Annotated in this window: 26 protein-coding genes; 13 read left to right on the top strand and 13 right to left on the bottom strand. The window is 55.5% G+C overall.

What is annotated here, in order from left to right; translation table 11 throughout:
- Positions 1–2 precede the first annotated feature (2 nt).
- The 4 genes from U5J94_RS10950 to U5J94_RS10935 form a co-directional block, all read right to left on the bottom strand.
- Positions 3–1358, bottom strand: coding sequence for a DUF2201 family putative metallopeptidase (locus tag U5J94_RS10950; RefSeq protein WP_322565675.1), 1356 nt, complete (start codon positions 1356–1358; stop codon positions 3–5).
- A gap of 23 nt (positions 1359–1381) precedes the next feature.
- Positions 1382–2425, bottom strand: a complete 1044-nt coding sequence (locus U5J94_RS10945) for an AAA family ATPase (protein WP_322565674.1) — start codon at positions 2423–2425, stop codon at positions 1382–1384.
- A 243-nt stretch (positions 2426–2668) separates the two neighbouring features.
- Positions 2669–3103 carry a tetratricopeptide repeat protein gene (locus U5J94_RS10940; protein ID WP_322565673.1) on the bottom strand — a complete coding sequence of 145 codons (435 nt, stop codon included), beginning with the start codon at positions 3101–3103 and terminating at the stop codon, positions 2669–2671.
- 131 nt (positions 3104–3234) lie between these two features.
- Positions 3235–3417 (bottom strand): hypothetical protein, encoded by a 183-nt coding sequence (locus U5J94_RS10935; protein ID WP_322565672.1) that lies wholly within the window; start codon positions 3415–3417, stop codon positions 3235–3237.
- A gap of 107 nt (positions 3418–3524) precedes the next feature.
- Between U5J94_RS10935 and U5J94_RS10930 the strand changes: the two genes are divergently transcribed.
- Positions 3525–3719: an Alvin_2107 family globule sulfur oxidation protein gene (locus tag U5J94_RS10930; RefSeq protein ID WP_134081998.1), complete on the top strand. Its 195-nt coding sequence runs from the start codon at positions 3525–3527 to the stop codon at positions 3717–3719.
- A gap of 226 nt (positions 3720–3945) precedes the next feature.
- Here the strand turns inward: U5J94_RS10930 and U5J94_RS10925 are convergent, their stop codons facing one another.
- Entirely contained in the window at positions 3946–4497 is a 552-nt protein-coding gene (locus tag U5J94_RS10925) for a hypothetical protein (protein ID WP_322565671.1), read from the bottom strand.
- 238 nt (positions 4498–4735) lie between these two features.
- Here U5J94_RS10925 and U5J94_RS10920 point away from each other — a divergent pair, with 238 nt between their 5' ends.
- The 3 genes from U5J94_RS10920 (at position 4736) to U5J94_RS10910 (ending at position 7016) form a co-directional block, all read left to right on the top strand.
- Positions 4736–5767: an Sfum_1244 family protein gene (locus U5J94_RS10920; protein ID WP_322565670.1), complete on the top strand. Its 1032-nt coding sequence runs from the start codon at positions 4736–4738 to the stop codon at positions 5765–5767.
- Between the two features lie 143 nt (positions 5768–5910).
- A complete protein-coding gene (locus U5J94_RS10915) occupies positions 5911–6519 on the top strand; it encodes a 2OG-Fe(II) oxygenase (RefSeq protein WP_322565669.1) in 609 nt (202 codons plus the stop codon).
- Between the two features lie 14 nt (positions 6520–6533).
- A complete protein-coding gene (locus tag U5J94_RS10910) occupies positions 6534–7016 on the top strand; it encodes a GNAT family N-acetyltransferase (RefSeq protein WP_322565668.1) in 483 nt (160 codons plus the stop codon).
- A 97-nt stretch (positions 7017–7113) separates the two neighbouring features.
- Here U5J94_RS10910 and U5J94_RS10905 read toward each other — a convergent pair whose 3' ends face one another.
- From U5J94_RS10905 to U5J94_RS10895, 3 genes are all read right to left on the bottom strand, one after another.
- Positions 7114–8256 carry an ABC transporter substrate-binding protein gene (locus tag U5J94_RS10905; protein WP_322565667.1) on the bottom strand — a complete coding sequence of 381 codons (1143 nt, stop codon included), beginning with the start codon at positions 8254–8256 and terminating at the stop codon, positions 7114–7116.
- 5 nt (positions 8257–8261) lie between these two features.
- Positions 8262–9542 (bottom strand): hypothetical protein, encoded by a 1281-nt coding sequence (locus tag U5J94_RS10900; protein ID WP_322565666.1) that lies wholly within the window; start codon positions 9540–9542, stop codon positions 8262–8264.
- Between the two features lie 236 nt (positions 9543–9778).
- The gene (locus U5J94_RS10895) at positions 9779–10096 is read right to left on the bottom strand and encodes a hypothetical protein (RefSeq protein ID WP_322565665.1); all 318 of its coding nucleotides are present in this window, start codon (positions 10094–10096) and stop codon (positions 9779–9781) included.
- A gap of 84 nt (positions 10097–10180) precedes the next feature.
- Between U5J94_RS10895 and U5J94_RS10890 the strand changes: the two genes are divergently transcribed.
- Entirely contained in the window at positions 10181–10855 is a 675-nt protein-coding gene (locus U5J94_RS10890; RefSeq protein ID WP_416224168.1) for a Fe2+-dependent dioxygenase, read from the top strand.
- A gap of 261 nt (positions 10856–11116) precedes the next feature.
- Here U5J94_RS10890 and U5J94_RS10885 read toward each other — a convergent pair whose 3' ends face one another.
- From U5J94_RS10885 to U5J94_RS10865, 5 genes are all read right to left on the bottom strand, one after another.
- Positions 11117–11326, bottom strand: a complete 210-nt coding sequence (locus U5J94_RS10885; RefSeq protein ID WP_322565663.1) for a hypothetical protein — start codon at positions 11324–11326, stop codon at positions 11117–11119.
- A 110-nt stretch (positions 11327–11436) separates the two neighbouring features.
- Positions 11437–11778 (bottom strand): TusE/DsrC/DsvC family sulfur relay protein, encoded by a 342-nt coding sequence (locus U5J94_RS10880; protein WP_322565662.1) that lies wholly within the window; start codon positions 11776–11778, stop codon positions 11437–11439.
- 146 nt (positions 11779–11924) lie between these two features.
- A complete protein-coding gene (gene cas6, locus U5J94_RS10875) occupies positions 11925–12602 on the bottom strand; it encodes a type I-MYXAN CRISPR-associated protein Cas6/Cmx6 (RefSeq protein ID WP_322565661.1) in 678 nt (225 codons plus the stop codon).
- A gap of 22 nt (positions 12603–12624) precedes the next feature.
- Positions 12625–12813: a hypothetical protein gene (locus U5J94_RS10870; RefSeq protein WP_322565660.1), complete on the bottom strand. Its 189-nt coding sequence runs from the start codon at positions 12811–12813 to the stop codon at positions 12625–12627.
- Between the two features lie 151 nt (positions 12814–12964).
- Positions 12965–13873, bottom strand: a complete 909-nt coding sequence (locus U5J94_RS10865; protein WP_322565659.1) for a TauD/TfdA family dioxygenase — start codon at positions 13871–13873, stop codon at positions 12965–12967.
- A gap of 502 nt (positions 13874–14375) precedes the next feature.
- On the opposite strand from U5J94_RS10865, the gene dsrA reads away from it, so the two are divergent.
- The 8 genes from dsrA to dsrK all read left to right on the top strand — a co-directional run bounded on the left by dsrA (position 14376) and on the right by dsrK (position 20691).
- Positions 14376–15635: a dissimilatory-type sulfite reductase subunit alpha gene (gene dsrA / locus U5J94_RS10860; protein WP_322565658.1), complete on the top strand. Its 1260-nt coding sequence runs from the start codon at positions 14376–14378 to the stop codon at positions 15633–15635.
- Between the two features lie 50 nt (positions 15636–15685).
- Positions 15686–16762: a dissimilatory-type sulfite reductase subunit beta gene (gene dsrB, locus U5J94_RS10855; RefSeq protein ID WP_416224221.1), complete on the top strand. Its 1077-nt coding sequence runs from the start codon at positions 15686–15688 to the stop codon at positions 16760–16762.
- Positions 16763–16782: 20 nt separating this feature from the next.
- Positions 16783–17175 (top strand): sulfurtransferase complex subunit TusD, encoded by a 393-nt coding sequence (gene tusD / locus U5J94_RS10850; protein ID WP_322565656.1) that lies wholly within the window; start codon positions 16783–16785, stop codon positions 17173–17175.
- A 13-nt stretch (positions 17176–17188) separates the two neighbouring features.
- Positions 17189–17596, top strand: a complete 408-nt coding sequence (gene tusC, locus U5J94_RS10845; protein ID WP_322565655.1) for a sulfurtransferase complex subunit TusC — start codon at positions 17189–17191, stop codon at positions 17594–17596.
- Between the two features lie 18 nt (positions 17597–17614).
- Positions 17615–17923 (top strand): sulfurtransferase complex subunit TusB, encoded by a 309-nt coding sequence (tusB, locus tag U5J94_RS10840; protein WP_322565654.1) that lies wholly within the window; start codon positions 17615–17617, stop codon positions 17921–17923.
- 42 nt (positions 17924–17965) lie between these two features.
- A complete protein-coding gene (locus U5J94_RS10835) occupies positions 17966–18301 on the top strand; it encodes a TusE/DsrC/DsvC family sulfur relay protein (protein ID WP_322565653.1) in 336 nt (111 codons plus the stop codon).
- 102 nt (positions 18302–18403) lie between these two features.
- On the top strand, positions 18404–19132 hold the full coding sequence (locus U5J94_RS10830) for a respiratory nitrate reductase subunit gamma (RefSeq protein WP_322565652.1): 729 nt from the start codon (positions 18404–18406) through the stop codon (positions 19130–19132).
- 32 nt (positions 19133–19164) lie between these two features.
- Entirely contained in the window at positions 19165–20691 is a 1527-nt protein-coding gene (gene dsrK, locus U5J94_RS10825) for a sulfate reduction electron transfer complex DsrMKJOP subunit DsrK (RefSeq protein WP_322565651.1), read from the top strand.
- Positions 20692–20734: the final 43 nt, after the last annotated feature.

Below are 20734 nucleotides of genomic sequence, written 5' to 3'. Positions count from 1 at the left end.
TATCAGTTCAGCTGGATACGCTGGCCCCAGGGCACCGGCGCCTTGCCCTTGACCAGCCAGAGCACCGGAAAGTCCGGTTCGTATTTGGGAAACGCGCCCTGGGCATCGGTGAAATAGATCAGTAGTTCCGGGTAGCGATCCTGACGCCGGGCCCACTCGAACACCGGCACAAACGAGGTCCCGCCCCCACCGGTGATCGACACCGGTTTGCTGAACTCATCCCACGGCTCATAGACCCAGGGGCCCTCCTCGGCCAGCTCGGAGTCACAGGCCACCAGCGTGATGCGCGCACGCATCTGCCCCTTGATGGCATCGATCTCCGAGATGAACGCCTGTATCTCGCCATCGGAGACAGAGCCGCTGGTGTCGATCGCCACCACGATATCCACCTGCTGACTGCGCAGGCTCGGATACACCGCCGGATCGCCGCGCCGGGGATTGGGGCGGGTATAGCTGTAATCGTCGCGCGCCACCGAGCTCATGTAGCGCGCCAGCAGCGAGCGCCAGGGCAGCTCCGGCTGCAGCAGAAAATCCACCAGCCGCGCCATATCGTCGCCCAGCTTGCCGGCCTGCATGGCCGACTGGGCCGCACCGGCCAGGCGCTGTTTCCATTGCACGTTCAGCGCCTCTTTCTCGCTGTGCGACAGCGGCGGGGGCTGCGGCGCCCCCTGATCCTCGGTTTCCTCGAGCTCGGGGCTCTGGCCTTCGCCCTCGGCGGGATCTTTGTCCTGTGACTGCCCCCCGCCGGACTGTTCATTGTCCGCCGATTGATCGCCGCCACTGCCCCGGTTTTGCGGCGGGTCCTGCTCCGGTTCGTCGTTCTGCCGGTCGCCGGGCGTGTCTTTGGGCGGTGGTGTCTCGGTCGGTGGTTCCCTGTCGCCCTGCGGATTCTCGCCCTCGCTGTCCGATTCGTCGTAGACGTGCTGATCCTGCGGCGTCTCGTTCTCGAAATCGTCCAGCATGGGATAGATCTCTTCGGCGGTCATGCCGTCGAACATCGGCTGGTACAGGGCGTTGGGCGGCGGCGTCAGGCCGTCCTTGATCAGTAACGGGTTAATCGCGAAATCGCAGGCCAGATCCCAGCGATGGCGCACCCGGTGTTGACGGCGGACGAAATGGGACAGGGCACAGTGCAACGCCTCATGGGCGAGCACAAACTGGGTCTGGGCCAGACTCAGATCGTTGATGTATTCGGCGTTGTAGTAGAACTTGCGCGCATCGGTGGCGGTGGTCTTGCACCAGCCCGGGTCGCCCTTGACCATCGGCAGGCGCAACACCAACGCACCCAGAAATGGTTTGTCGATAATCAGTTTGGTGCGCGCGGCGGCCAGCTTGGTTTCCAGATCCTGCTCGCTCATAACCTTCGACGACCCGTCCCGGTTCAGTTGTAGAGCATGACGTCGGCCACGGCATTCGACCATTTGGTAAACTGCGGCACGTTAAAAATAGCCTGTCCAATGGCCCGGTGCATATCGGAGACCAGCATCACGCCCATCTCCTTCTGTGGGAAGGCGTTGGCAAATTCGATGATGTTGCCGTGCACCTGCATGGAATCCTCGCTGTCCCGCGCCTTGATGGCACGACCGACCAGGGACGCCGCCACCGCGTACTGCAGATCGATCTCTTTGGGCGCCGACACCGGCTCGCCACGCACGATGGCATCGATATCCGGCAGTTGATCCAGATTGTTGATAAAGGCATTCAACTCGATACCGGCCGCCGGCCCCACACAGGCCTGCAGAGTACCGAGACGAATATCATGCTGATGTTCAAATTTGTGCAGCGCGCGGCTGGCAAACTCCCAGGAACGCGGCGAGGGAAACGCCATGGGATTGTGCGCCGGATCGAATTCAAACAACAGTTCGGGACGAAACCGCACAAAGGCGATGATGCGCTCGTCGACCCCGTGTTGATAGGCCCAGGCCACCCAGTCGTCCAGGTTGACCTCGAACTCGAAATGCGAGAAGCGGTTGGCCAGCGGTGCCGGCATGGTATAGGTCACACCCCGATCGCCCTGGCGGTTGCCGGCGGCGAAAATGGCCCAGCCGTCGGGAATCTCGTACTCGCCCAGACGCCGATCCAGGATCAGCTGATAGGCCGCCGCCGAGACACTCGGCGTGGCCGAGGTGATCTCATCCAGAAACAGGATGCCTTCGGGGCCGTGGCGTTGCGCATCCGGCAGAATCGCCGGCACCGCCCACTCCACCAGCTCCGCCTTGCGAAACGGAATCCCGCGCAGATCACTGGGCTCCATCTGCGACAGACGAATATCGATCAGCGGCACCTGATGCCGCTCGGCGATATCGCCAATGATCTGCGACTTGCCCACCCCGGGCGGCCCCCAGATCATCACCGGCGTATGCTGGCCCTCGCGGGCACTGAGAAATTCCTTGTCGAGTACGGATACCAAATGGGCTGGACGCATAAACTAAATTTCCACTTTTTCAAATTAACTGTAAATAACGCAAAGGGTCGCTCTCGTCATCCATGACTCCCGCGACAGAGCCTGCCCCATGAGCGTAGCGAGTGTTTTGGGTACTAGTACATCCCTGTACGTCGCGCGGAGGCGCAGAGAACGAAAAAGAATGTTGAATTTTGAATGTTAAATTTTGAATTGATGCTGAATAACCCAATTTAAAATTCAACATTCATCATTCAACATTGATCTTCAAAAGCCGGCCTTGGCATACCATTTCCGGGCTTCTTCGGCGTCCTGCGGGACGCCCTTGCCCTCTTCGTACATCATCGCCAGGGTGGTCATGGAGCCGGCCAGGCCCTGTTCGGCGGCCTTGCGGAACCATTCCACAGCCCGGGTTTCGTCCTTGTCAACGCACTCGCCTTCAAGATACATGAAACCCATGCCGTGCTGGGCCAGGGCGTGGCCCTGGTCGGCGGCGGCGCGCATCCATTTGAGCGCCTGTTCGTCGCTACGCACCACGCCCAGGCCGTTCTGGTACATGATCGCCACCCGGTGCTGGGCTTCCGGATCGCCTTTTTCGGCGAACGGCATCAACATGGGCATGGCGCGCGAAAAATGCTTGGCCTCGAAGGCGGACATGGCGCTGGAAAATTCCACTTCTTCAGTGCTGCTTTGTTCTGACATAATCGGGCTCCCGCTGCGGGTTTATCGCTTGAACGCGCTAGTATATCCTGATTTACTTAACCTAGTCACGGACTCGGTTATTATTCCCTTTGAATACGATGGCCTCCCTCTATCGGGATATACGTGATAATTCAGGGTTTTTGTACACTACTGTCACGCCGGGGTTTGTCCGGGGGCAGCTGCCAGTCCGTGCCGCTGACCGGGCGAGAAACCACGGCGGAAAAACAGGATTTACGCGCCAGACTCTGGTATATTTCGCGGCCATTGTACGGCCCACCCGGCGGGTTGGCGCTGTGCGGCAACAGAAATGCCACTGACTGAATTTCGGTCCGGCCCGACGCTTGATGCGCCGTGGGCGGAAACCTGCTGATACTAATACTAATGACCTTGCGATAATCTGCTGAACATAGAGGAGACTCTCATGAACCAAGACTACTACGACGCTGTGACCAAGATGGAAAAAGAAGGTGTTGATCCTGAATACATCCAGGGTTGGCAAGGTGGCTTTCTGAACAACCCCGGGCGGGAAGAACAGCGTGTCACCGAGGCCTACAGCGCCGGCTACGAAGACGGCAAGGCCAAGAACACCGACAACTTCGCCAAGTGGAAAAAATAAACCACTGACCGCGGCAAGTTGAACAAAAAAGCGGGCTACGGCCCGCTTTTTTGTGCCCGGCTTTTCATAACTATTCAACGCAAAGGGGAAGGTATAATTTTGAATGGTTAATGTTGAATTTTAAATTGCGGAATTCCGGATAATTCAAAATTCAACATTCAGAATTCAACATTGTTAGTTATCTCCTCTGCGGTAAAACGCTTTAAATACAAGCCATAACTACTTGTTATGTAAATAGATTCGGCATCGCCCGGCGCAGCTGTTGGACGATCTCCGGGGCCTCGGCGTCGATGATCTGCTGGCCGATCCACTCCTTGTCCTTGTCATTGAGTACGTCCTTGACGAACTCCCCGAAGATCCGTTTCATCCCGAAACTCGGGCCGTTTTCGGCTGACCAGTCGCATTCGGCATACTCGGCCATGCGGTGGTTGACCAGTTCGATGAACGCCTGGCGGTAATCGCCCCCGCCCATCACATCGCGCATATTGTCCTCATAATGCTTGGCGCACTTGCCCACCAGCTCGGTCATGAAGGCCTGGCGCTCGTTTGCGTCGAACTGCTCGTAGGTCATGCGATCGGCCAGATGAACGCTGAAGGCGAGGTATTCGGCGATGATTTCCATGCGGTGCTTGAGACTGTTGGTCTCGAAATCGGCCTTCTCCAGGTTCAGGACGCCGTTCATAGCGATTTTCCAGAGGTTGTAGGCCAGTGCGCCGGCGATCTGATCAAAACTGTGGCTGACCTCCTTGTTATGCCAGCGGGTCTTTAAACGTACCATTTTAGCCTCACATATCAATTATCAGGGCGCGGCATGCGCGCCAGGGTGCGCGGTCCCGGACAGGAGGCGCGAATACACATTAAAAAACGTTGCTAATATGTTGATTATTAAGGGGTAGAACCTGAATGCTCAACATGCTAACCTGTAATCCAGAGTATTTTACTAAGTTACTTACCGGAAAAACAAGATTATACTCCGGTTTGGGCAGCGAGGAATAATGATACCGATGAGTCGCGAGATGCAAAATCTGCAAGAGACTGTACAGCGCAACTGCCACATCGCCGATGCCAGTCATGCCGGTGATTACACCCTCTGTATCTATCTGATGAAAATGCGCGAATTCTTCCGCTGGGAGGCCGGAGAAGGTTTCTCGGCCTCCCTCGATAACCGCCAGGTCGGGCGCTGGCTGCGCGAGCGCGAGGCGCTCTGGGAGAGCCTGGAGACCGAGGAATTTGCTCCCATGCGCATCGACGACAATGAATACAATCCGTTTGACTCCGGCGCCATCAACACGGCCCTGCGTGACGACGGACTGGTCTACAGCGGTGGCCTGGGCATCAACAACAAGCCCCACTTTTTTCTCGCCCGGCTCAAGCGTCATGATGCGTATAACGGCTATACCCTGTATGTCGCCGACAAGGAGCTGGCCCGGGATCTGACCTCCCCGCCCGCCATGGCCCAGGGCAACAATATCTACATCCGCCGGGAATCCGTCAAACGCATGCTCTGGGAAAAGCTCGAAAGCTGGAACTGGAACCAGCCCGACAACGCCATGGGCAAGGCGCTGGGCTATTACGACTTCAAAGGCAACGTCGACCAGGCGCTGGAGGCGATGACGGATAACGAGCTGGAGACCATCCTGCTGCATGAAATCGGCGAGATCCGCGCCGGCGAACGCCTCGGCAAAAAATGGGAAGAGTTGCTAATCACCCTGCCTTACACCAAAGCCGAGCTGATGCTGCGCGCGGTGCGCGACCACCTGGCCGACGCCATTACCACCCTGCCTGCTCTGCTGGAGAAGGAGAGCGAACCGTCGTTGCATTTTTATTTCGGCAACCTGACCCACATGCGCAAGCACCTGTCGCCATCGCTGATGGACGCCTACCGTCACTGGCAGGAGACCGGCAATCGTGCCCGGCTGGATGAACTGGCCGATCGCAACGAGGCACACTGGTCGCAGCTGACCGAGGAAATCCTCAAAATCGAGCCCGATCCCGAACGCCAGTACGTGGCAGCCATCCAGGATCTGATCGAAAAAAACCGACTCTGAAAAGATAATTTTGAATGTTGAATTTTGAATGTTGAATGGTGGACACGCATTCAATTCAAAATTTAAAATTTAAAATTCAACATTTACATAACATTGCGCCTCTGCGTTATGATCCTGAACCCTAACTTGCCACAGGTTTTAGCATGTCCAGTCAGACCGAGTTCACCCCGCCGCCGCTGAAGACGATTCGCGAGTTGCAGCCCAACAGCTTTATTTTCGAACAGCCCGATGCCCTGTCGGCCGAACTGTGTCGGGATATGATCGAACGCTTCGAACAGCATACCGAGGAGCAATACCCGGGCCGTATTGGCCAGACGGTGGATGAGAACAGCGGGGTAAAAAAAACCACCGATCTGGTGGTCAGCGGCAAGGAACACTGGAAGGATGTGGATCAGGCACTGTTCCAGTCACTCAAGACCGCCCTGCTGGAGTTTCGCGAGACTTTCCCTTATTTCAAGGGGCCGTTCAAGGATATCGGTTACGGCCTGCAACGCTACCAGCCCGGCGAGTATTATCACTGGCACATCGACGGCGGCAGCCACGACTTCGCCATGCGCCAGCTGGTCGCGCTGTGGTACCTGAACGACGTCAGCCACGGCGGCGAAACCGAATTTTTGTATCAGAACATCAAGGTCAAACCGCAGACCGGTAAACTGGTTCTGTTTCCGCCCTTCTGGACTCACGAGCACCGCGCCTGCGTGCTCGAACAGGGCGTCAAGTATATCGCCACCACCTGGGTGGTATTCGCCTGACAGCAACGCCGCCCATGCAGATTGTCACGCCGCAAACCCCGGCGCAGTTCGAGGCCTGTTACGATCTGCGCTGGCGGATCCTGCGTGCTCCCTGGCAACAGCCACATGGCAGTGAACGCGATGCGCTCGAATCTGAGGCGACTCATCGCATGATCGTCAATGACGCGGGACAGGTTATCGCGGTCGGCCGTCTGCATCGGCTCGATAACAACAATGGACAGCTGCGCTATATGGCGGTTGACCCTGACTACCGCGGACAGGGACTGGGCGAACAGATCCTGTTGGCACTGGAAAATGCCGCTATGGAACAGGGACTGAGGCGGTTGCTGCTACACGCACGCGAACCGGTAGTAGGTTTTTATCAACAACACGGTTATCAATTGCTGGGCCGGAGTCATACCCTGTTCGGCGAGATCGTCCATTACGAAATGTCTAAAACTCTCGGGCCGTCGTATAAAGATTCACCACCAAGACACGAAGACACGAAGAGTTCTTGATAAAATTTCAGCTTTTATCCTTCGTGTCCTGGTATCTTCGTGGTTACCGGATTTTGATCTTCCTCGTCCCTCGTTACTCGTCCCTCGGCCCTGTTAGTTAATGTGGGAGCGCCCGCGGTACCCGCACCGGCCGTTCCAGCCACTCTTCGAAGCGGACATTGATTTGATCGAAATGCTCGGCCCACCAGGCCGCGTTGATCTGTAACGCATTGGCAAAGTTTTCCGGTTCGGTCGGCAGATGGGGCCGCAGGGCGCTCTCGACTCGCTCAACTGCGGAGTGGCGTACCGGTCCGTACGGGATATGTCGGGCCTGTTCCGCCAGCTGTTCACTGCTGGTGGCGAAACGGATAAATTTCTCGGCCTGCTCCCGGTTGCGGCTGTGGCGTGGTATCCCCAGCAGGTCATAGCTCCAGATCTGATGGTCCCAGATAATTCGCAGTCCCGGACTGCGCTGGGCCATGGCATCGTAAACCCGTCCGTTATAAGCAGTGGTCATTACCACCCGCCCGGCTTCCAGCAGTCGCGGTGCCTGGGCGCCGCTGTTCCACCAGACAATATTCGGCTTCAATCGATCCAGTACGCTGAACGCCCGTTGCAACCCGTCGTCAGTCTCCAGTACTGAATAGACCTGGTCCGCGGGGACACCGTCGCTGATCAGCGCCCACTCCAGGTTGGCCTTGGGCGTGCGGCGCATGCCGCGGGGGCCGGGAAACCGTACCGTATCAAAGAAATCCTGCAGACTCTCCGGCGCCGCGCCGTCCTTGAACTGCTGCCGGTCATAAGCGATAACGGTCGACCAGACCACCGTACCCACGGCGCATTTTTGAATGGCCTCGGGCAAAAAATCCTCCTGCAGCGATTTACCGTCGGGACTCTTTTTCAACAGTGCCGGATCGAGCGGCTGCAGCAATCCCTCCTCGCAGCCGCGAATGGCGTCGGCCGGTTCCAGATCGATCACATCCCATTTGACATTGAGTGAGCTGACCTGATTACGGATATCATCCAGCCCGCCGTGATAATCGAGCACATTGACCCGCGTATTGAAGCGCCGCTCAAAGGGATAAACGAAAGCCAGCATCTGGCTGCGCGTATACGCCCCGCCCCAGCTGACGAAGGTCAACGGATCCGGGTAGGTCGTACTTTGCGCCTGCAGTGTTCCGCTGCCCGGAATCAGCAGACACAGCAGCGTTACCGTGCGCAGCAGGGAACGGACAAAAGCACTTCTGTGTAATGGAACCATGTGCATTACCAGTAAATACCAAAGTTGATGTTAAAACGGGTTTCCCAATCCTGACTACCGCCGTCGGCCAGCGAACCGTCACCCAGGTAGATCATATTCTTCCCGCGGATAATATCCACATATGTGTAGGTCGGTCCGGCGTTGATGAGACAGCCGGTGGTATTGATATAGGAATTATCAAAGCCGCTAATCTGCTTGTCCAGCATACTGAAATCATTGTAGCAAGTCAGTAGCTGGATGCCCGGCCAGTTGACCGGCAGATTATAGGCAACATTGGCGACATAGAGGTTACCGCGTGAGGCGATCTCGTAACTATCCAAAAACGCGCCGACGGTAACCGTATCATCAGAGATACCGGTGGGATTCTCCGGATTGTAGGCATAACGCGCCAGTTGCAGTTGAAAGTTCCAGCGGCCGCAGTGTGTATCCAGATGACCGGCCGCGGCCCAGTGATCGCCGTCTTCGGCGGTGTCGGCGTTATACAACTGTCCACCCTGGGCGGACAGCCCGACTTCGTGAGCACAGCTACTGTCCCGATTGAAGGTATAGGCCACCCGCGCATTGACGGTGTTGGTTTCCTGATTAGCGGTCGCGCCGGTTGTCACCGGATCATAGGAATAGCGCGCCAGATCGCCGGCATTACCCAGCTCCTCGTTCTTGAAAAAGGCCAGCTGTGTATCCCAGCCGCCCTGGCGGGTTTGATATTTGATACCCGAGTCATAATCATCGGCCAGTCCCAGATAATAGGGTACGCCGAACCAGAAGTTGTGCGCGCCATAGGGCAGCAGACCGAAGGGAACCCGGGTGATGCCGCCCTGTATCTCACTGTTATCACTTAATTGATAGCCGACATAGCCGTGATGAATGGTGTTCATGTAGCGATAAAAGCGATACTCGGCGGACAGAAACAGTTTGCCGAACTGACCGTCCGCGTTGAGGCGGAACAGATCCAGACCGGTGTCCCCATAGCGGTTTTTCAGATCATCACTATGGTCACTGGTAAAATAGTTAAAGCGCAGCGCGCCACCCAGTTTTACCGGCGCCTCATTATCCTTCTCCGCACCGGTCTGGGCCGCCTGCTTATCGGCGATACTCCCCTCTTGCTGCGTTGACAACTGTCGCTCGAGAATCTCGATCCGCTGTTTGAGGGAATTGTCCTGCGCACCGGTCTCGCCCGCAACCGGGCCCGGGCAGATCGATAAACAGACAAGAAGAGCGAACAGCGTGCCTGGAGGCCGATGAATCGCGGTCGGTTGGCGGGAAGCGGAATTCAAAGACTGACTCATGCAGATGATCGTTTATCGTTGTTACCTGGCTGAGTGAGATATCCTGTTGACTATAGGATCACTGCGGCGGGAACGCCAGAAAAATTCAACACTTTCCCCGGCGCATCAAAATACGAATTGTTCAATCGGTATATCATAGAAAAACACTATCAACACAGAGGTTATCCAGGGCGGGCCGATGAGTGAATAGCGTTTGTGCTGCTGCCGCCCGACAGGCGGCGGCCGGCGGCGAGGGATTACATGAAATGGGTTTCGGTCATTTCACCGTTGGTGTCGATCACCACGGTTTCGACCTGCGGCGCCTTGCTGAGAATATAGGCGGCCATCATTTGCGCCATATTGCGATTGTCCGTCTCCAGCGCGGTCAACAGCTTGTCCGCGGCGATCTGACAACGTTGCTCCGGATCCGGATTATCCAGCCAGTCCCGGCCCATCTGCCAGCCGTTATCCATGTCGGCATCCATCTTGTCAAACACCGGCCTGGCTTCGTTGAGCATGTTCTCCGGCACTTCCAGCGGAATACTTTGTCCATCCGCCATGATATTCAGTATCATCACTTAACTCCTTTCGATCAGCCACATGGTCTGACATGAATTTGGTATTATTGTAACGAATCACTGCCACAGAGACACCACGTAATGCTTGTGACAATACCCGATGTACTGGATCAACAGCGGCTCGACTATATCCGTTCGGTACTGGAAAACGCTCGTTTCGTCGATGGTAAACTCTCCGCCGGCATGGCGGCCGAACGGGTTAAACAGAACGAGGAGCTGGCCGCTGACGCCGAACAACTGGAACAGCTGAACAATCTGGTGATGGGCAATCTGGTCAAGCATCCGTTGTACCAGTCCGTCACCCTGCCGGCCAAAATTGCTGCGCCCTATTACGCGCGCTATCAACCGGGTATGGCCTATGGCGATCATGTGGACGATGCCATCATGGGTCCCGCCCAGGGCCGCTATCGTTCGGATGTCTCCAGCACGGTGTTTCTCAACAGCCCGGACGAATACGACGGCGGCGAACTGGTGATCCGCACCAGCTTCGGCAGTCAGTCGATCAAACTCCCGGCCGGGCATGCGGTCATCTATCCCTCTTCGAGCCTGCACCACGTCAGCGAGGTGACCCGTGGCAGCCGCCTGGTGGCCGTCAGCTGGGCCCAGAGCATGATCCGGGACCCCGCACAGCGAGAATTGCTGTTCGGCCTCAACCAGGCCCGCGAGAGCCTGCTGCAGCAACGTCCCGACGACGACGAAACCCGACAGGTGGATATCGCCTATTCAAACCTGTTTCGCATGTGGGCCGAGATCTGAGCAATCGATAGAACAGTGATAAAAACGCGGAGGAAGATAACAATGTTGAGTTCTGAATGCTGAATTTTGAATTATTTGGAATGCCACACCGTAATTCAAAATTCATAATTCAACATTCAAAATTATATCTTTGCGTCTCCGCGCCTCTGCGACCTCCGCGTTAATTATATATTGAGTCCGAAAAGAGGAAATTTGCTATAATTTACATGAAAAACGGGGCGCAAGGCCCCGTTTTTTATTAGCTATTTCGCGTTAAGGCGATTAGCTGAAGGCCTTGGAACCCACGGTCTTGTGGGCCTCTTCCAGCACGTCCATCGCCAGGTCACGGTACTGCTGACGATAGCCTTCCAGCATGTGACCGGACTCCGGTGCGTAGTAGTCCCTGGGATCCACGCCGTGGGTCTGTTCGTATTCGATGAATTGCTTCTGCATTTCGATCAGCTTGGCGATCTTTTCTGCTTTTGAGCTCATAGCGGTTACCTCGCTCTCTATTTATATAAATAGTATCTGAATTCGTGATTGTGGGTCAATTTAGCAGGCCGGGCCCGCCCCGCCTATATCACTTTTGGTCTATGCCGGAATTAATACCCGCCCTTGCGACGGCTTTCCGGCAGCCCGGCGACCTTGCCGCCTTGCTTGGAAGGCATTTTGGGGAACAGGGAGAAGGTGTCCTTCTGACCGATCTTGGTACCCCATTTCTCGCCCATGGCCTTGAGAATGGTGCGCTCATTGGGCTGGGTCCCGGCATTGTTGATGTACTCATCACGCAGGTAGTTAATGATATCCCAATGTTTGTCGGTCAGCTCACCCAGCCCTTCCTCATTGGCGATGACCTGGGCCAGCTCCTCGTTCCACTCGTTGTGGTCCAGCAGGTAGCCGTTTTCGTTGGTCTCAATGGTCTTGCCGTTCAGTTCGTAACCCATTTTTACTTGTCCCCTGTAATATCAAGTCAGTATCAATAAACCGTATCGAAAATTATAATTGCCGAATATTAAAGGGCGCTTATTAAACCAAAAAAAGGCCGCAGGGTGAATACTTTTCGTGAATTTTCGGCCATATTGGCTGCGAATCAGACCGCCTTGATACCCTTCTGCGGCACAAACAGGCCACAACCCAGCTTGCGATGGGACCCCAGCCCGGTTTCCTGCAGACGCACCGAATCTTCCGGCTTGAGATCGGCCAGCATCAGCCCGCGGGTGTGCAGCGGACCGTCGGGCGTGCGGATATCGCGCTCGATACTGGCCATCATTTTCTTGACCTGAACGTCCAGCTCACGCAGCTCCTCGGCGACCCGGGCCAGAAAGGCCTCCTCGCTCAGTCCCGGTTCGGTGGCCACATTGCGGGCAAACAGGGTCGGCAAATCACTTAACGGACGGGTTTTGGCCTCGCCCACCGTCAGGCTGTAGCCATCATCGATCTCCAGTGTACTGCCGGATAACTGCATGGCATCCTCGACCCGCTCGCGCGGCACCCGCAGGGTCATTTTCTGACGCCGGGAAAGATAGATCGGCGCATCGGGATCCGCCGGCCGTTGCCAGCCGTTACCGCTTTCCGCGCCGTAAATCGGGTGGACACCGACCCGCTCCTCTTCATACAGCCAGGGCAGCGCGTCATGCAGGGCCTGCGACAGGGAATAGGCGTGCTCGGCCGGCAGGCAGGGGCAGTCCTGCACAGCAAAGACCACATCCAGCACATTCTCCGGGATGGCAAATTGTTCCTGTTCGTCGTTCTCTTCAGTCCAGAACACGTGACAACACCTCGCGTCTCATTCAGGTTCGGGCGGTAAATACCGCTTCCAGGCGTTCTTCCCAGTTTTCCGGGGTATCGTGGAACGGCGGCTTCACATCCATCCGAAAAAACATTTCCCCTTCCTGGGCCTTTTCCACGATCACTTTTTCCAGTTGTTCAAAATTTTCCAGATCGTGGTTCTGCAGTAACACTTCACTTAACCAGAGCATAATCCAATCCTGTTGTCGCCATTTATTAATATCCGATACATCAGTTAACCACCGAAAAAACCGAAGTCACCGAACTCACTGAATGAGTGAATGCGATAGATCACTTCGGTGATTTCAGTGCATTCAGTGTGCTCAGTGGTTGCCTTGTCATTTACGTCTCACTTATCCGATCATAATACCGGGCCCGGTACAGCAGCCGCGGCTGCGCCGGGTCGTCGTCGAAACCGCTGCGGCTGTGCAGCACGTTGTTACACACGATGCCTTCGCCCGGTGCCAGCCGATGCCGGAAGATGTATTCCGAATCGCTGGCCAGAAACTCACGCAGGCAGGCCACGGCCTCCCGGGTCAGGGTATCGGTTTTCCATTCGATATTGCGCTGACGATGGGTATAGCGCATATGCAGACTCCCAGTGCGGTCATCGACGGAAAAGACCGGCCCGCTGCGGGCGCCGCGAATTTCCACCCCCTGCTCTACATTGGGCGGAATGGTCATCGCATCCGCCGCCATCAGGGCCGAGATATAGGCGGGATCGGTATCTCTCAAGTGGATATAGGCGATTTCATGATCCAGCAGGGCGTTCTCCCCGCCGCTGGCCGCCGGACGCACGCAGTGCAGCAGCATGGTCCGAATCATTTGATCACCCTTATTATAGTATCCGTCCGTGTGCCAGCTCAGCGGCAGATTACTGTAGGGAATATAGCCCTGCTGACGCCCCTCGGGGATCACCTGCAAGGCGGTAATGCTGTCCTCGTCGGCACACAGATTGCCATCCAGGTGCTCGAGCCCCAGCTGCCGGCCCAGACGACGGATCGGTTCGCGCCCCGCCTGCGCCGGATCGATCGCGTAGATCGCCATATTGCAGCGACGAACCCGATCGCGCAGGGCCGCCAGCTCGTCTTCGCTGAGCTGTCGGGGATCGGCTACCGGCACCCGCAGCTGGGCCGCGATGGTCGGATAGCCCGCCAGTCGCCGCTCCCGCCATTGCCGATAGGCTCGCGCATTGTCGAGATCAAAAGCGGCGACACCCGCGTTTTTTATTGGTGCATTAATGATTTGCATTCTGCCTGTTCATCAGTAGAATACGCCCACATTTTACGAGGCGTCCCGACTGTTTTACTCGGGTATGTAAACATATCGCCGGCATGACAACGGCCACCTTAATAATATAGGCCAGGATGAATCCAAAGCGGATTCTGTAAACCGGCGACTCGCCTGACAAGCGGTCGATTACCGGGGCTTGATTAGAGCATACCGCGACCGCTGGACGAATACCCAGCTGGTAATACAGCCCCGGAGTCAATGTCGTCGGCAGCTGGAAACACGAAACAGGGCGACAATTGTACATAGACGGGCTGACAGCCCCTAGATGTAGTATCGGTGGATATACCCCATAAGGGATAACCCGGGGGGGCCAATTCACCCCATCAGTATGATACTCGTCACAAATGTTGCGGCATAGACTTCGCAGTAACTTTAAAAGATGTGTTAATCCCACGGCTTGGTGGGGTTTGAAGGTAAAACGTACAACGGCTTATTTGGGTAACCCCTTAAGGAGAACACCATGGCTGCAAAGAAAATGTATGACACTCCGATGCTGGATGAGCTGGAGAAAGGCCCCTGGCCCAGCTTTATTTCCGGCTTTAAGCGTCTGCGCGACGATCATCCCGACGAACGAATCAATGAAATGGCCAGCTCCCTGCTGGGACAGCTGGAGCACTCTTACGAAACCCGCAAGGGTTACTGGAAAGGCGGTACCGTTTCTGTATTCGGTTATGGCGGCGGCATCATCCCGCGCTTCTCCGAAGTTGGCGACGCATTCCCCGCTTCCCGCGAATTCCATACCCTGCGCGTTCAGCCGCCGGCAGGTAACTACTACACCACAGACATGCTGAACCAGCTCGGCGACAGCTGGGAAAAACACGGTTCAGGCCTGGTCACCTTCCACGGTCAGACCGGCAACATCATGTTCATCGGTACCACCACTAAGGGTACCCAGCACTTCTTCGACGAAATCAACGAATACGGCTGGGACCTCGGCGGTGCCGGTCCGTGCGTACGTACCGCCATGTCCTGTGTCGGTTCAGCCCGTTGCGAACAGTCCTGTGCCAACGAACACGGTATTCAGCGCTGGCTGGTCAACAACTTCACCGACGACGTGCATCGTCCGGCCCTGCCCTACAAGTTCAAGTTCAAGGTCTCGGGCTGCCCGAACGACTGCGTTAACGCCATCGAGCGTGCCGACTTCGCTGTTATCGGTACCTGGCGCGACGACATGAAAGTCGATCAGGAAGAAGTCAAGAACTTCGTCAAAGCTAAAGGCCGTGAATATGTGATCGACAACGTGGTAACCCGTTGCCCGACCCAGGCGCTGAGCCTGAAAGACGACGACACGCTGGAAGTGGACAACCACAACTGCGTACGTTGCATGCACTGCCTGAACGTCATGAACAAGGCACTGTCTCCCGGCGACGACCGCGGTATCACCCTGCTGATCGGCGGTAAGCGTACCCTGAAGATCGGTGACCTGATGGGTACCGTTATCGTTCCGTTCATGAAGATGGAAAGCGAAGAAGACTACGAACGTCTGGTCGAAATCGCCGAGGAAACCATCGACTTCTTTGCCGAGAACGCCCTGGAACATGAGCGTACCGGTGAAATGATCGAGCGTATCGGCCTGGTCAACTTCCTTGAAGGAGTTGGTATCGAGGTCGATCCGCACATGGTCAACAACCCGCGTCAGTCTTCTTATGTTCGTACTGACGGCTGGGACGAAGAAGCCGAGAAATGGTTTGCCCGCAAGACTGAAGAAGCAGCAGGCTAAACCAGTAAGGTTGACAGATTAAGCAAGATTAACTCAATCAGGAGAGAATGATGGCATACGAAGACATGCGTCAACCTATTGAATCTGGTTGCCCCGACGGCTTCCAGTACATGCATCCGGTAATGCGCAAAAACTTCGGCCTGTGGAAGTTCCACGAACACCCGCGCCCGGGTGTTCTGCGCCACGTCGCCCATAGTGGTGATGAAATCTGGACCGTCAAGGCCGGTACCCAGCGTATTCTGGACGTCTACTCACTGCGCAAGCTGACTGAAATCGGCGAAAAGTATGGTGACGGCTACGTGCGTTTCACCATCCGCAGTAACATCGAATACATGGTATCCGATGAATCCAAAGTTGACCCGTTGATCACCGCACTGACCGATGCCGGCTTCATCGTTGGTGGCACCGGTAACTCGGTAGCGATGATGTCGCATACCCAGGGCTGGTTGCACTGCGACATCCCGGGTACCGACGCCTCTGGCGTGGTCAAGGCGATGATGGATGAGCTGGTCGATGAGTTCCAGAACTGCAACATGCCCAACCGGGTGCATATGACTACGTCCTGCTGCCAGATCAACTGTGGCGGTCAAGGTGATATCGCGATCAACGTTCAGCACACCAAGCCGCCGCGCATCAACCACGACCTGGTTGCCAATGTATGCGAACGTCCCTCGGTTGTGGCCCGTTGCCCGGTTGCCGCGATTCGTCCGGCGATGGTTAACGGCAAGGCTTCTCTTGAAGTCGATGAGAAGAAGTGCATCTGCTGTGGTGCCTGCTTCCCGCCCTGCCCGCCGATGCAGATCAATGATCCGGAACACACCAAGCTGGCTATCTGGGTGGGTGGTAACCACTCCAACGCCCGTAGCAAGCCGACCTTCCAGAAACTGGTTGCCTCCGGTATTCCGAACAATCCGCCGCGTTGGCCTGAAGCAACTGCCATCGTCAAGCGCATTCTCAAGGAATACAAGGAAGGCGCGAAAGACTGGGAGCGTGTCAACGACTGGATCGAGCGTATCGGTTGGCCCCGTTTCTTTGAAGTGACCGGTCTGCCGTTCACCAAGTATCACATCGATAACTGGCGTGGTGCCCGCAGCAGTCTGAACGCTTCAACCCACATCCGCTTCTAAACAAAGGGGACGTTAATCAGATGAAGTATGTTATTCAGGTTAACGAAGGCCCTTACAATCATGAAGCTTCCACATCGGCCCTGAACTTTGTCAGGGCCGCGCTGGATGCGGGTCATGAGGTCTTTCGTGTATTTTTCTATCATGATGGCGTAAATAACGGTACACGCTACACCACTCCACCGCAGGATGATCTGAACATCGTGAAGACCTGGTCTGAACTGGCCAGCAAACACGAACTGGATCTGGTGGTTTGTGTCGCAGCCGCTCAACGCCGCGGTATTGTTGATGAAGGCGAACAGAGTCGAAACGGTAAGGACGGCAATAACATTGCTCCCGGTTTTCGTATCTCTGGTCTGGGGCAGCTGATTGAAGGCTGTGTTCAGGCGGATCGTCTCATGGTATTTGGTGACTGATTAGGGGTGCCTTATGTCTGATATTAAGAATTTTTTATATCTGAACCGCCGGGCGCCCTACGGTACGGTCTATGCCTGGGAATCCCTGGAAGTCGTACTGATCGGTGCCGCATTTGAACAGGACGTCTCTCTGGCATTTGTTGATGATGGTGTTTACCAGATCATGAAAGGCCAGGACACATCCGGGCTCGGCATTAAGAACTTCTCGCCGACCTACTCTGCTCTGGGCGACTATGATGTTCAGAAGATTTATGTTGAAAAAGAGTCGCTCGACGCGCGCGGTCTGACCGTCGAGGATCTCCTCGATCTGAAATATGAAGACGAAGATGACGACTGGGCGGAAAAAGATTCCATCAAGGTGGTCTCTGCCGAGGAACTCGCCAAACTGATGGATGAGTCCGACGTCGTATTGAGCTTCTAAGTATAGGGTGAGAAAACAATGCCGATTTTACACACTGTAAATAAATCGCCTTTTGAGCGTAATTCCCTCGATAGCGCCATTAGTCACGCTCTCAAAGGCAGCTCCGTCATGCTGTATGAAGACGGGGTTTATGGTGCGATGAAGGGCGCAGCGTCTGCTGACAAAGTATCAGGTGCCATGAAAGATGTCTCTTTCTATGTTCTGGGTCCTGATCTGAAAGCCCGAGGCATCGACGAAAGCAAGCTGATCGACGGCGTCAAGGTTGTCGACTACAGCGGTTTCGTTCAGCTGACTGTCGATAACGACAAAGTCAGCGCATGGACTTAATGAGTAAATCCACACACAGAGTATCTTAATAGGAGATAAACGATGGGTACTATCAACGTAGGTGGCAAAGAGCTGGAAGTCGACGAAGAAGGTTATTTGTCAAACCTGTCTGACTGGACTCCGGAAGTTGCCGAATATATGGCAAAAGACGAAGGCCAGGATCTGAATGAAAACCATTGGGAAGTCATCAACTTCCTGCGTGAATACTATGAAGAGTATCAGATCGCACCGGCTGTTCGTGTACTGACCAAGGCTATCGGCAAGAAACTGGGCAAGGAAAAAGGTAACAGCAAGTACCTGTACGAACTGTTCCCCTATGGCCCCGGCAAGCAGGCATGTAAATATGCCGGTCTGCCCAAGCCGACAGGTTGCGTCTAGGCTCTGGCGCTACGGAATCCGAGGGGAGCTTTACTCCCCTCTATTCTATATCACTGATGTAAATCGATAATTACAACGAGATAACGTAGAGGGAACAGTAGCATGTCGGCGCTGCCCGTGACTTACGCAATACTATTTTATGCGGCAACCCTGCTGCTGGTTGTTGGTTTGGTGCGCAAGATTGTCTTGTATGCGCGCACACCGGCACCATTAAAGATTCCCACGACACCGGCTCCCGTGAGTCGTTCCGGTGTTGTATTACGAATGGTACACGAAGTTGTACTGTTCACCAGTCTGTTCAAGGCAACCAAGTGGACCTGGCTGTTTGGCTGGTTGTTTCATTTTGGTCTGTTGCTGGTTTTGTTGCGCCATCTGCGTTACTTCCAGGCAGAAACCTGGTTCTGGGTTGATTTGATTCAACCGTTTGGCAAATATGCCTCATACGCCATGGTCATCGGCCTGCTCGGCCTGTTTGCCCGGCGCATTTTCGTGGATCGCGTACGTTACATTTCCGCGCCATCCGACTATCTGATGCTGTTGCTGCTGATTGCAATTGGCGCCAGCGGCATGCTTATGACCTTTGTCACCCATACTGACATTGTCATGGTTAAAGGCTTTTTCCTTGGCCTGCTACGTTTCAGCATTGAACCGCTGCCGAGTGATCTTTTATTGCTCACTCATCTGACACTGGTTGCCCTGCTGATGATCATCTTCCCGATCAGCAAACTGTTGCACGCCCCGGGTGTGTTCTTCAGCCCGAGCCGCAACCAGGTCGACAATCCGCGGGAAAAACGCCATCTCGCGCCGTGGGCTGCTGAACTCGAAAAGTAAATACACAGGAAAGTCGCTAGAGGATTACTGACGTGGCAGACTTCGAAACACCAGAACTGCGTGAATACCCGATTATCCCCAAGCTTAAAGAAGGGGTAATGGCACACAGCAAGCCGTATGTGGCCAAGGTACAGTTCCAGGAAGCCCTGGGCTTTCCCGGCGAGCTGGTGGATAACTGGGAAGAAAAAGCACTGGAAAAGCTTGATGATCTGAGAGGACGTTACCGTTCCCTTCAGGTCTATCTGGACTCCTGCGTCAAATGCGGCGCCTGCACCGACAAGTGCCACTATTATCTGGGCACCAGCGATCCGAAGAACATGCCGGTGGCGCGTCAGGATCTGTTACGCCAGGTCTATCGCCGCTATCGCACCTTTGCCGGAAAGTACTTCCCCAGGCTGGTTGGCGCGAAGGACCTGACCAGGGATGTCCTCGACGACTGGTACAGCTATTTCCATCAATGCTCCCAGTGCCGGCGTTGTTCGGTATTCTGCCCCTACGGCATCGATACCGCCGAAATCTCCATGGCCGCCCGTGAAATCATGGATACCATCGGCGTGGGTCAGAAGTACTGCAACGAAATCATCGGCAAGGCCGCCACCATCGGTAACAACCTGGGTCTGCCCGAACCGGCCCTGGCCGATACCCTGGAAGGCCTCGAAGAAGAAGTCGAGGAAGATACCGGGGTACCGGTCAAGTTCCCGCTGGATCAAAAAGGCTCGGAAATCCTGCTGGTCACTCCCTCCGCCGACTTTTTCGCCGAGCCCCATGTGGACGGTCTGATCGGTTATGCCAAGGTCTTCCATGAAGCCGGTGTGAGCTGGACCATGAGTTCCTACGCTTCCGAGGCCGCCAACTTCGGCATGTTCATCGGCAGCTACGAAAACATGCGCAGTCTGTCCCTGCGCATCCGCAAAGCCGCCGAGGATCTGGGCGTCAAACGCATCGTATTCGGTGAATGCGGCCATGCCTGGCGTGTCGCCTACAGCTTCCTGAATACACTGGCCGGACCCTTCGACTTCCTGGATCCCAACTATCCGGTGCCGCAGCACATCTGCGAATTCACCTACGACCTGATTCAGAAGGACAAGCTGAAATTCGACAAGTCCGAGAACGACCACATGACCCTCACCTTCCACGATTCCTGTAACGTGGCACGCGCTTCACGTATGGGTGACAAAGCCGGGGGTCAGTTCGATATCCCCCGCGCGATCATTCGGGCGGCATGTAACAACTTTGTCGACATGCCCGCCGACGCCATCGGCGAAGCCACGTTTTGCTGTGGTGGTGGCGGCGGCCTGTTGACCGACGATCTTATGGAACTCCGCGTCAAGGGTGCCCAACCGCGTATGGAAGCATACAAACGCGTTGTGGAAGACAATGGCGTAACCAACGTGGCGGCAATCTGCGCGATTTGCAAAAGCCAGTTTACCAAGGTCCTACCCTACTACGGGTTCGGTATGACTGACATTGTCAGTGTTCATCAGCTCGTCAGCGAGGCACTCGTTCTCAGCGATGCGCCGAGTGACGATAATGACAGTGACACTGAAGCAGAAGCTTAAATTTTTTACGATTTGACGGTAATAACCGACATCGCATAGGAGA

This window comes from Thiohalophilus sp., assembly GCF_034522235.1.
Taxonomy (GTDB): Bacteria; Pseudomonadota; Gammaproteobacteria; order UBA6429; family Thiohalophilaceae; genus Thiohalophilus.
This window is presented reverse-complemented; position numbering and strand designations above follow the sequence as displayed.

Bases quoted from the DNA above. Each gene is read 5' to 3' on its own strand.
- U5J94_RS10950 (WP_322565675.1), bottom strand. From the start codon at position 1,358: ATGAGCGAGCAGGATCTGGAAACCAAGCTGGCCGCCGCGCGCACCAAA.
- U5J94_RS10945 (WP_322565674.1), bottom strand. From the start codon at position 2,425: ATGCGTCCAGCCCATTTGGTATCCGTACTCGACAAGGAATTTCTCAGT.
- U5J94_RS10940 (WP_322565673.1), bottom strand. From the start codon at position 3,103: ATGTCAGAACAAAGCAGCACTGAAGAAGTGGAATTTTCCAGCGCCATG.
- U5J94_RS10930 (WP_134081998.1), top strand. From the start codon at position 3,525: ATGAACCAAGACTACTACGACGCTGTGACCAAGATGGAAAAAGAAGGT.
- U5J94_RS10925 (WP_322565671.1), bottom strand. From the start codon at position 4,497: ATGGTACGTTTAAAGACCCGCTGGCATAACAAGGAGGTCAGCCACAGT.
- U5J94_RS10920 (WP_322565670.1), top strand. From the start codon at position 4,736: ATGCAAAATCTGCAAGAGACTGTACAGCGCAACTGCCACATCGCCGAT.
- U5J94_RS10915 (WP_322565669.1), top strand. From the start codon at position 5,911: ATGTCCAGTCAGACCGAGTTCACCCCGCCGCCGCTGAAGACGATTCGC.
- U5J94_RS10910 (WP_322565668.1), top strand. From the start codon at position 6,534: ATGCAGATTGTCACGCCGCAAACCCCGGCGCAGTTCGAGGCCTGTTAC.
- U5J94_RS10905 (WP_322565667.1), bottom strand. From the start codon at position 8,256: ATGGTTCCATTACACAGAAGTGCTTTTGTCCGTTCCCTGCTGCGCACG.
- U5J94_RS10900 (WP_322565666.1), bottom strand. From the start codon at position 9,542: ATGAGTCAGTCTTTGAATTCCGCTTCCCGCCAACCGACCGCGATTCAT.
- U5J94_RS10895 (WP_322565665.1), bottom strand. From the start codon at position 10,096: ATGATACTGAATATCATGGCGGATGGACAAAGTATTCCGCTGGAAGTG.
- U5J94_RS10890 (WP_416224168.1), top strand. From the start codon at position 10,181: ATGCTTGTGACAATACCCGATGTACTGGATCAACAGCGGCTCGACTAT.
- U5J94_RS10885 (WP_322565663.1), bottom strand. From the start codon at position 11,326: ATGAGCTCAAAAGCAGAAAAGATCGCCAAGCTGATCGAAATGCAGAAG.
- U5J94_RS10880 (WP_322565662.1), bottom strand. From the start codon at position 11,778: ATGGGTTACGAACTGAACGGCAAGACCATTGAGACCAACGAAAACGGC.
- U5J94_RS10870 (WP_322565660.1), bottom strand. From the start codon at position 12,813: ATGCTCTGGTTAAGTGAAGTGTTACTGCAGAACCACGATCTGGAAAAT.
- U5J94_RS10865 (WP_322565659.1), bottom strand. From the start codon at position 13,873: ATGCAAATCATTAATGCACCAATAAAAAACGCGGGTGTCGCCGCTTTT.
- dsrA (WP_322565658.1), top strand. From the start codon at position 14,376: ATGGCTGCAAAGAAAATGTATGACACTCCGATGCTGGATGAGCTGGAG.
- dsrB (WP_416224221.1), top strand. From the start codon at position 15,686: ATGGCATACGAAGACATGCGTCAACCTATTGAATCTGGTTGCCCCGAC.
- tusD (WP_322565656.1), top strand. From the start codon at position 16,783: ATGAAGTATGTTATTCAGGTTAACGAAGGCCCTTACAATCATGAAGCT.
- tusC (WP_322565655.1), top strand. From the start codon at position 17,189: ATGTCTGATATTAAGAATTTTTTATATCTGAACCGCCGGGCGCCCTAC.
- tusB (WP_322565654.1), top strand. From the start codon at position 17,615: ATGCCGATTTTACACACTGTAAATAAATCGCCTTTTGAGCGTAATTCC.
- U5J94_RS10835 (WP_322565653.1), top strand. From the start codon at position 17,966: ATGGGTACTATCAACGTAGGTGGCAAAGAGCTGGAAGTCGACGAAGAA.
- U5J94_RS10830 (WP_322565652.1), top strand. From the start codon at position 18,404: ATGTCGGCGCTGCCCGTGACTTACGCAATACTATTTTATGCGGCAACC.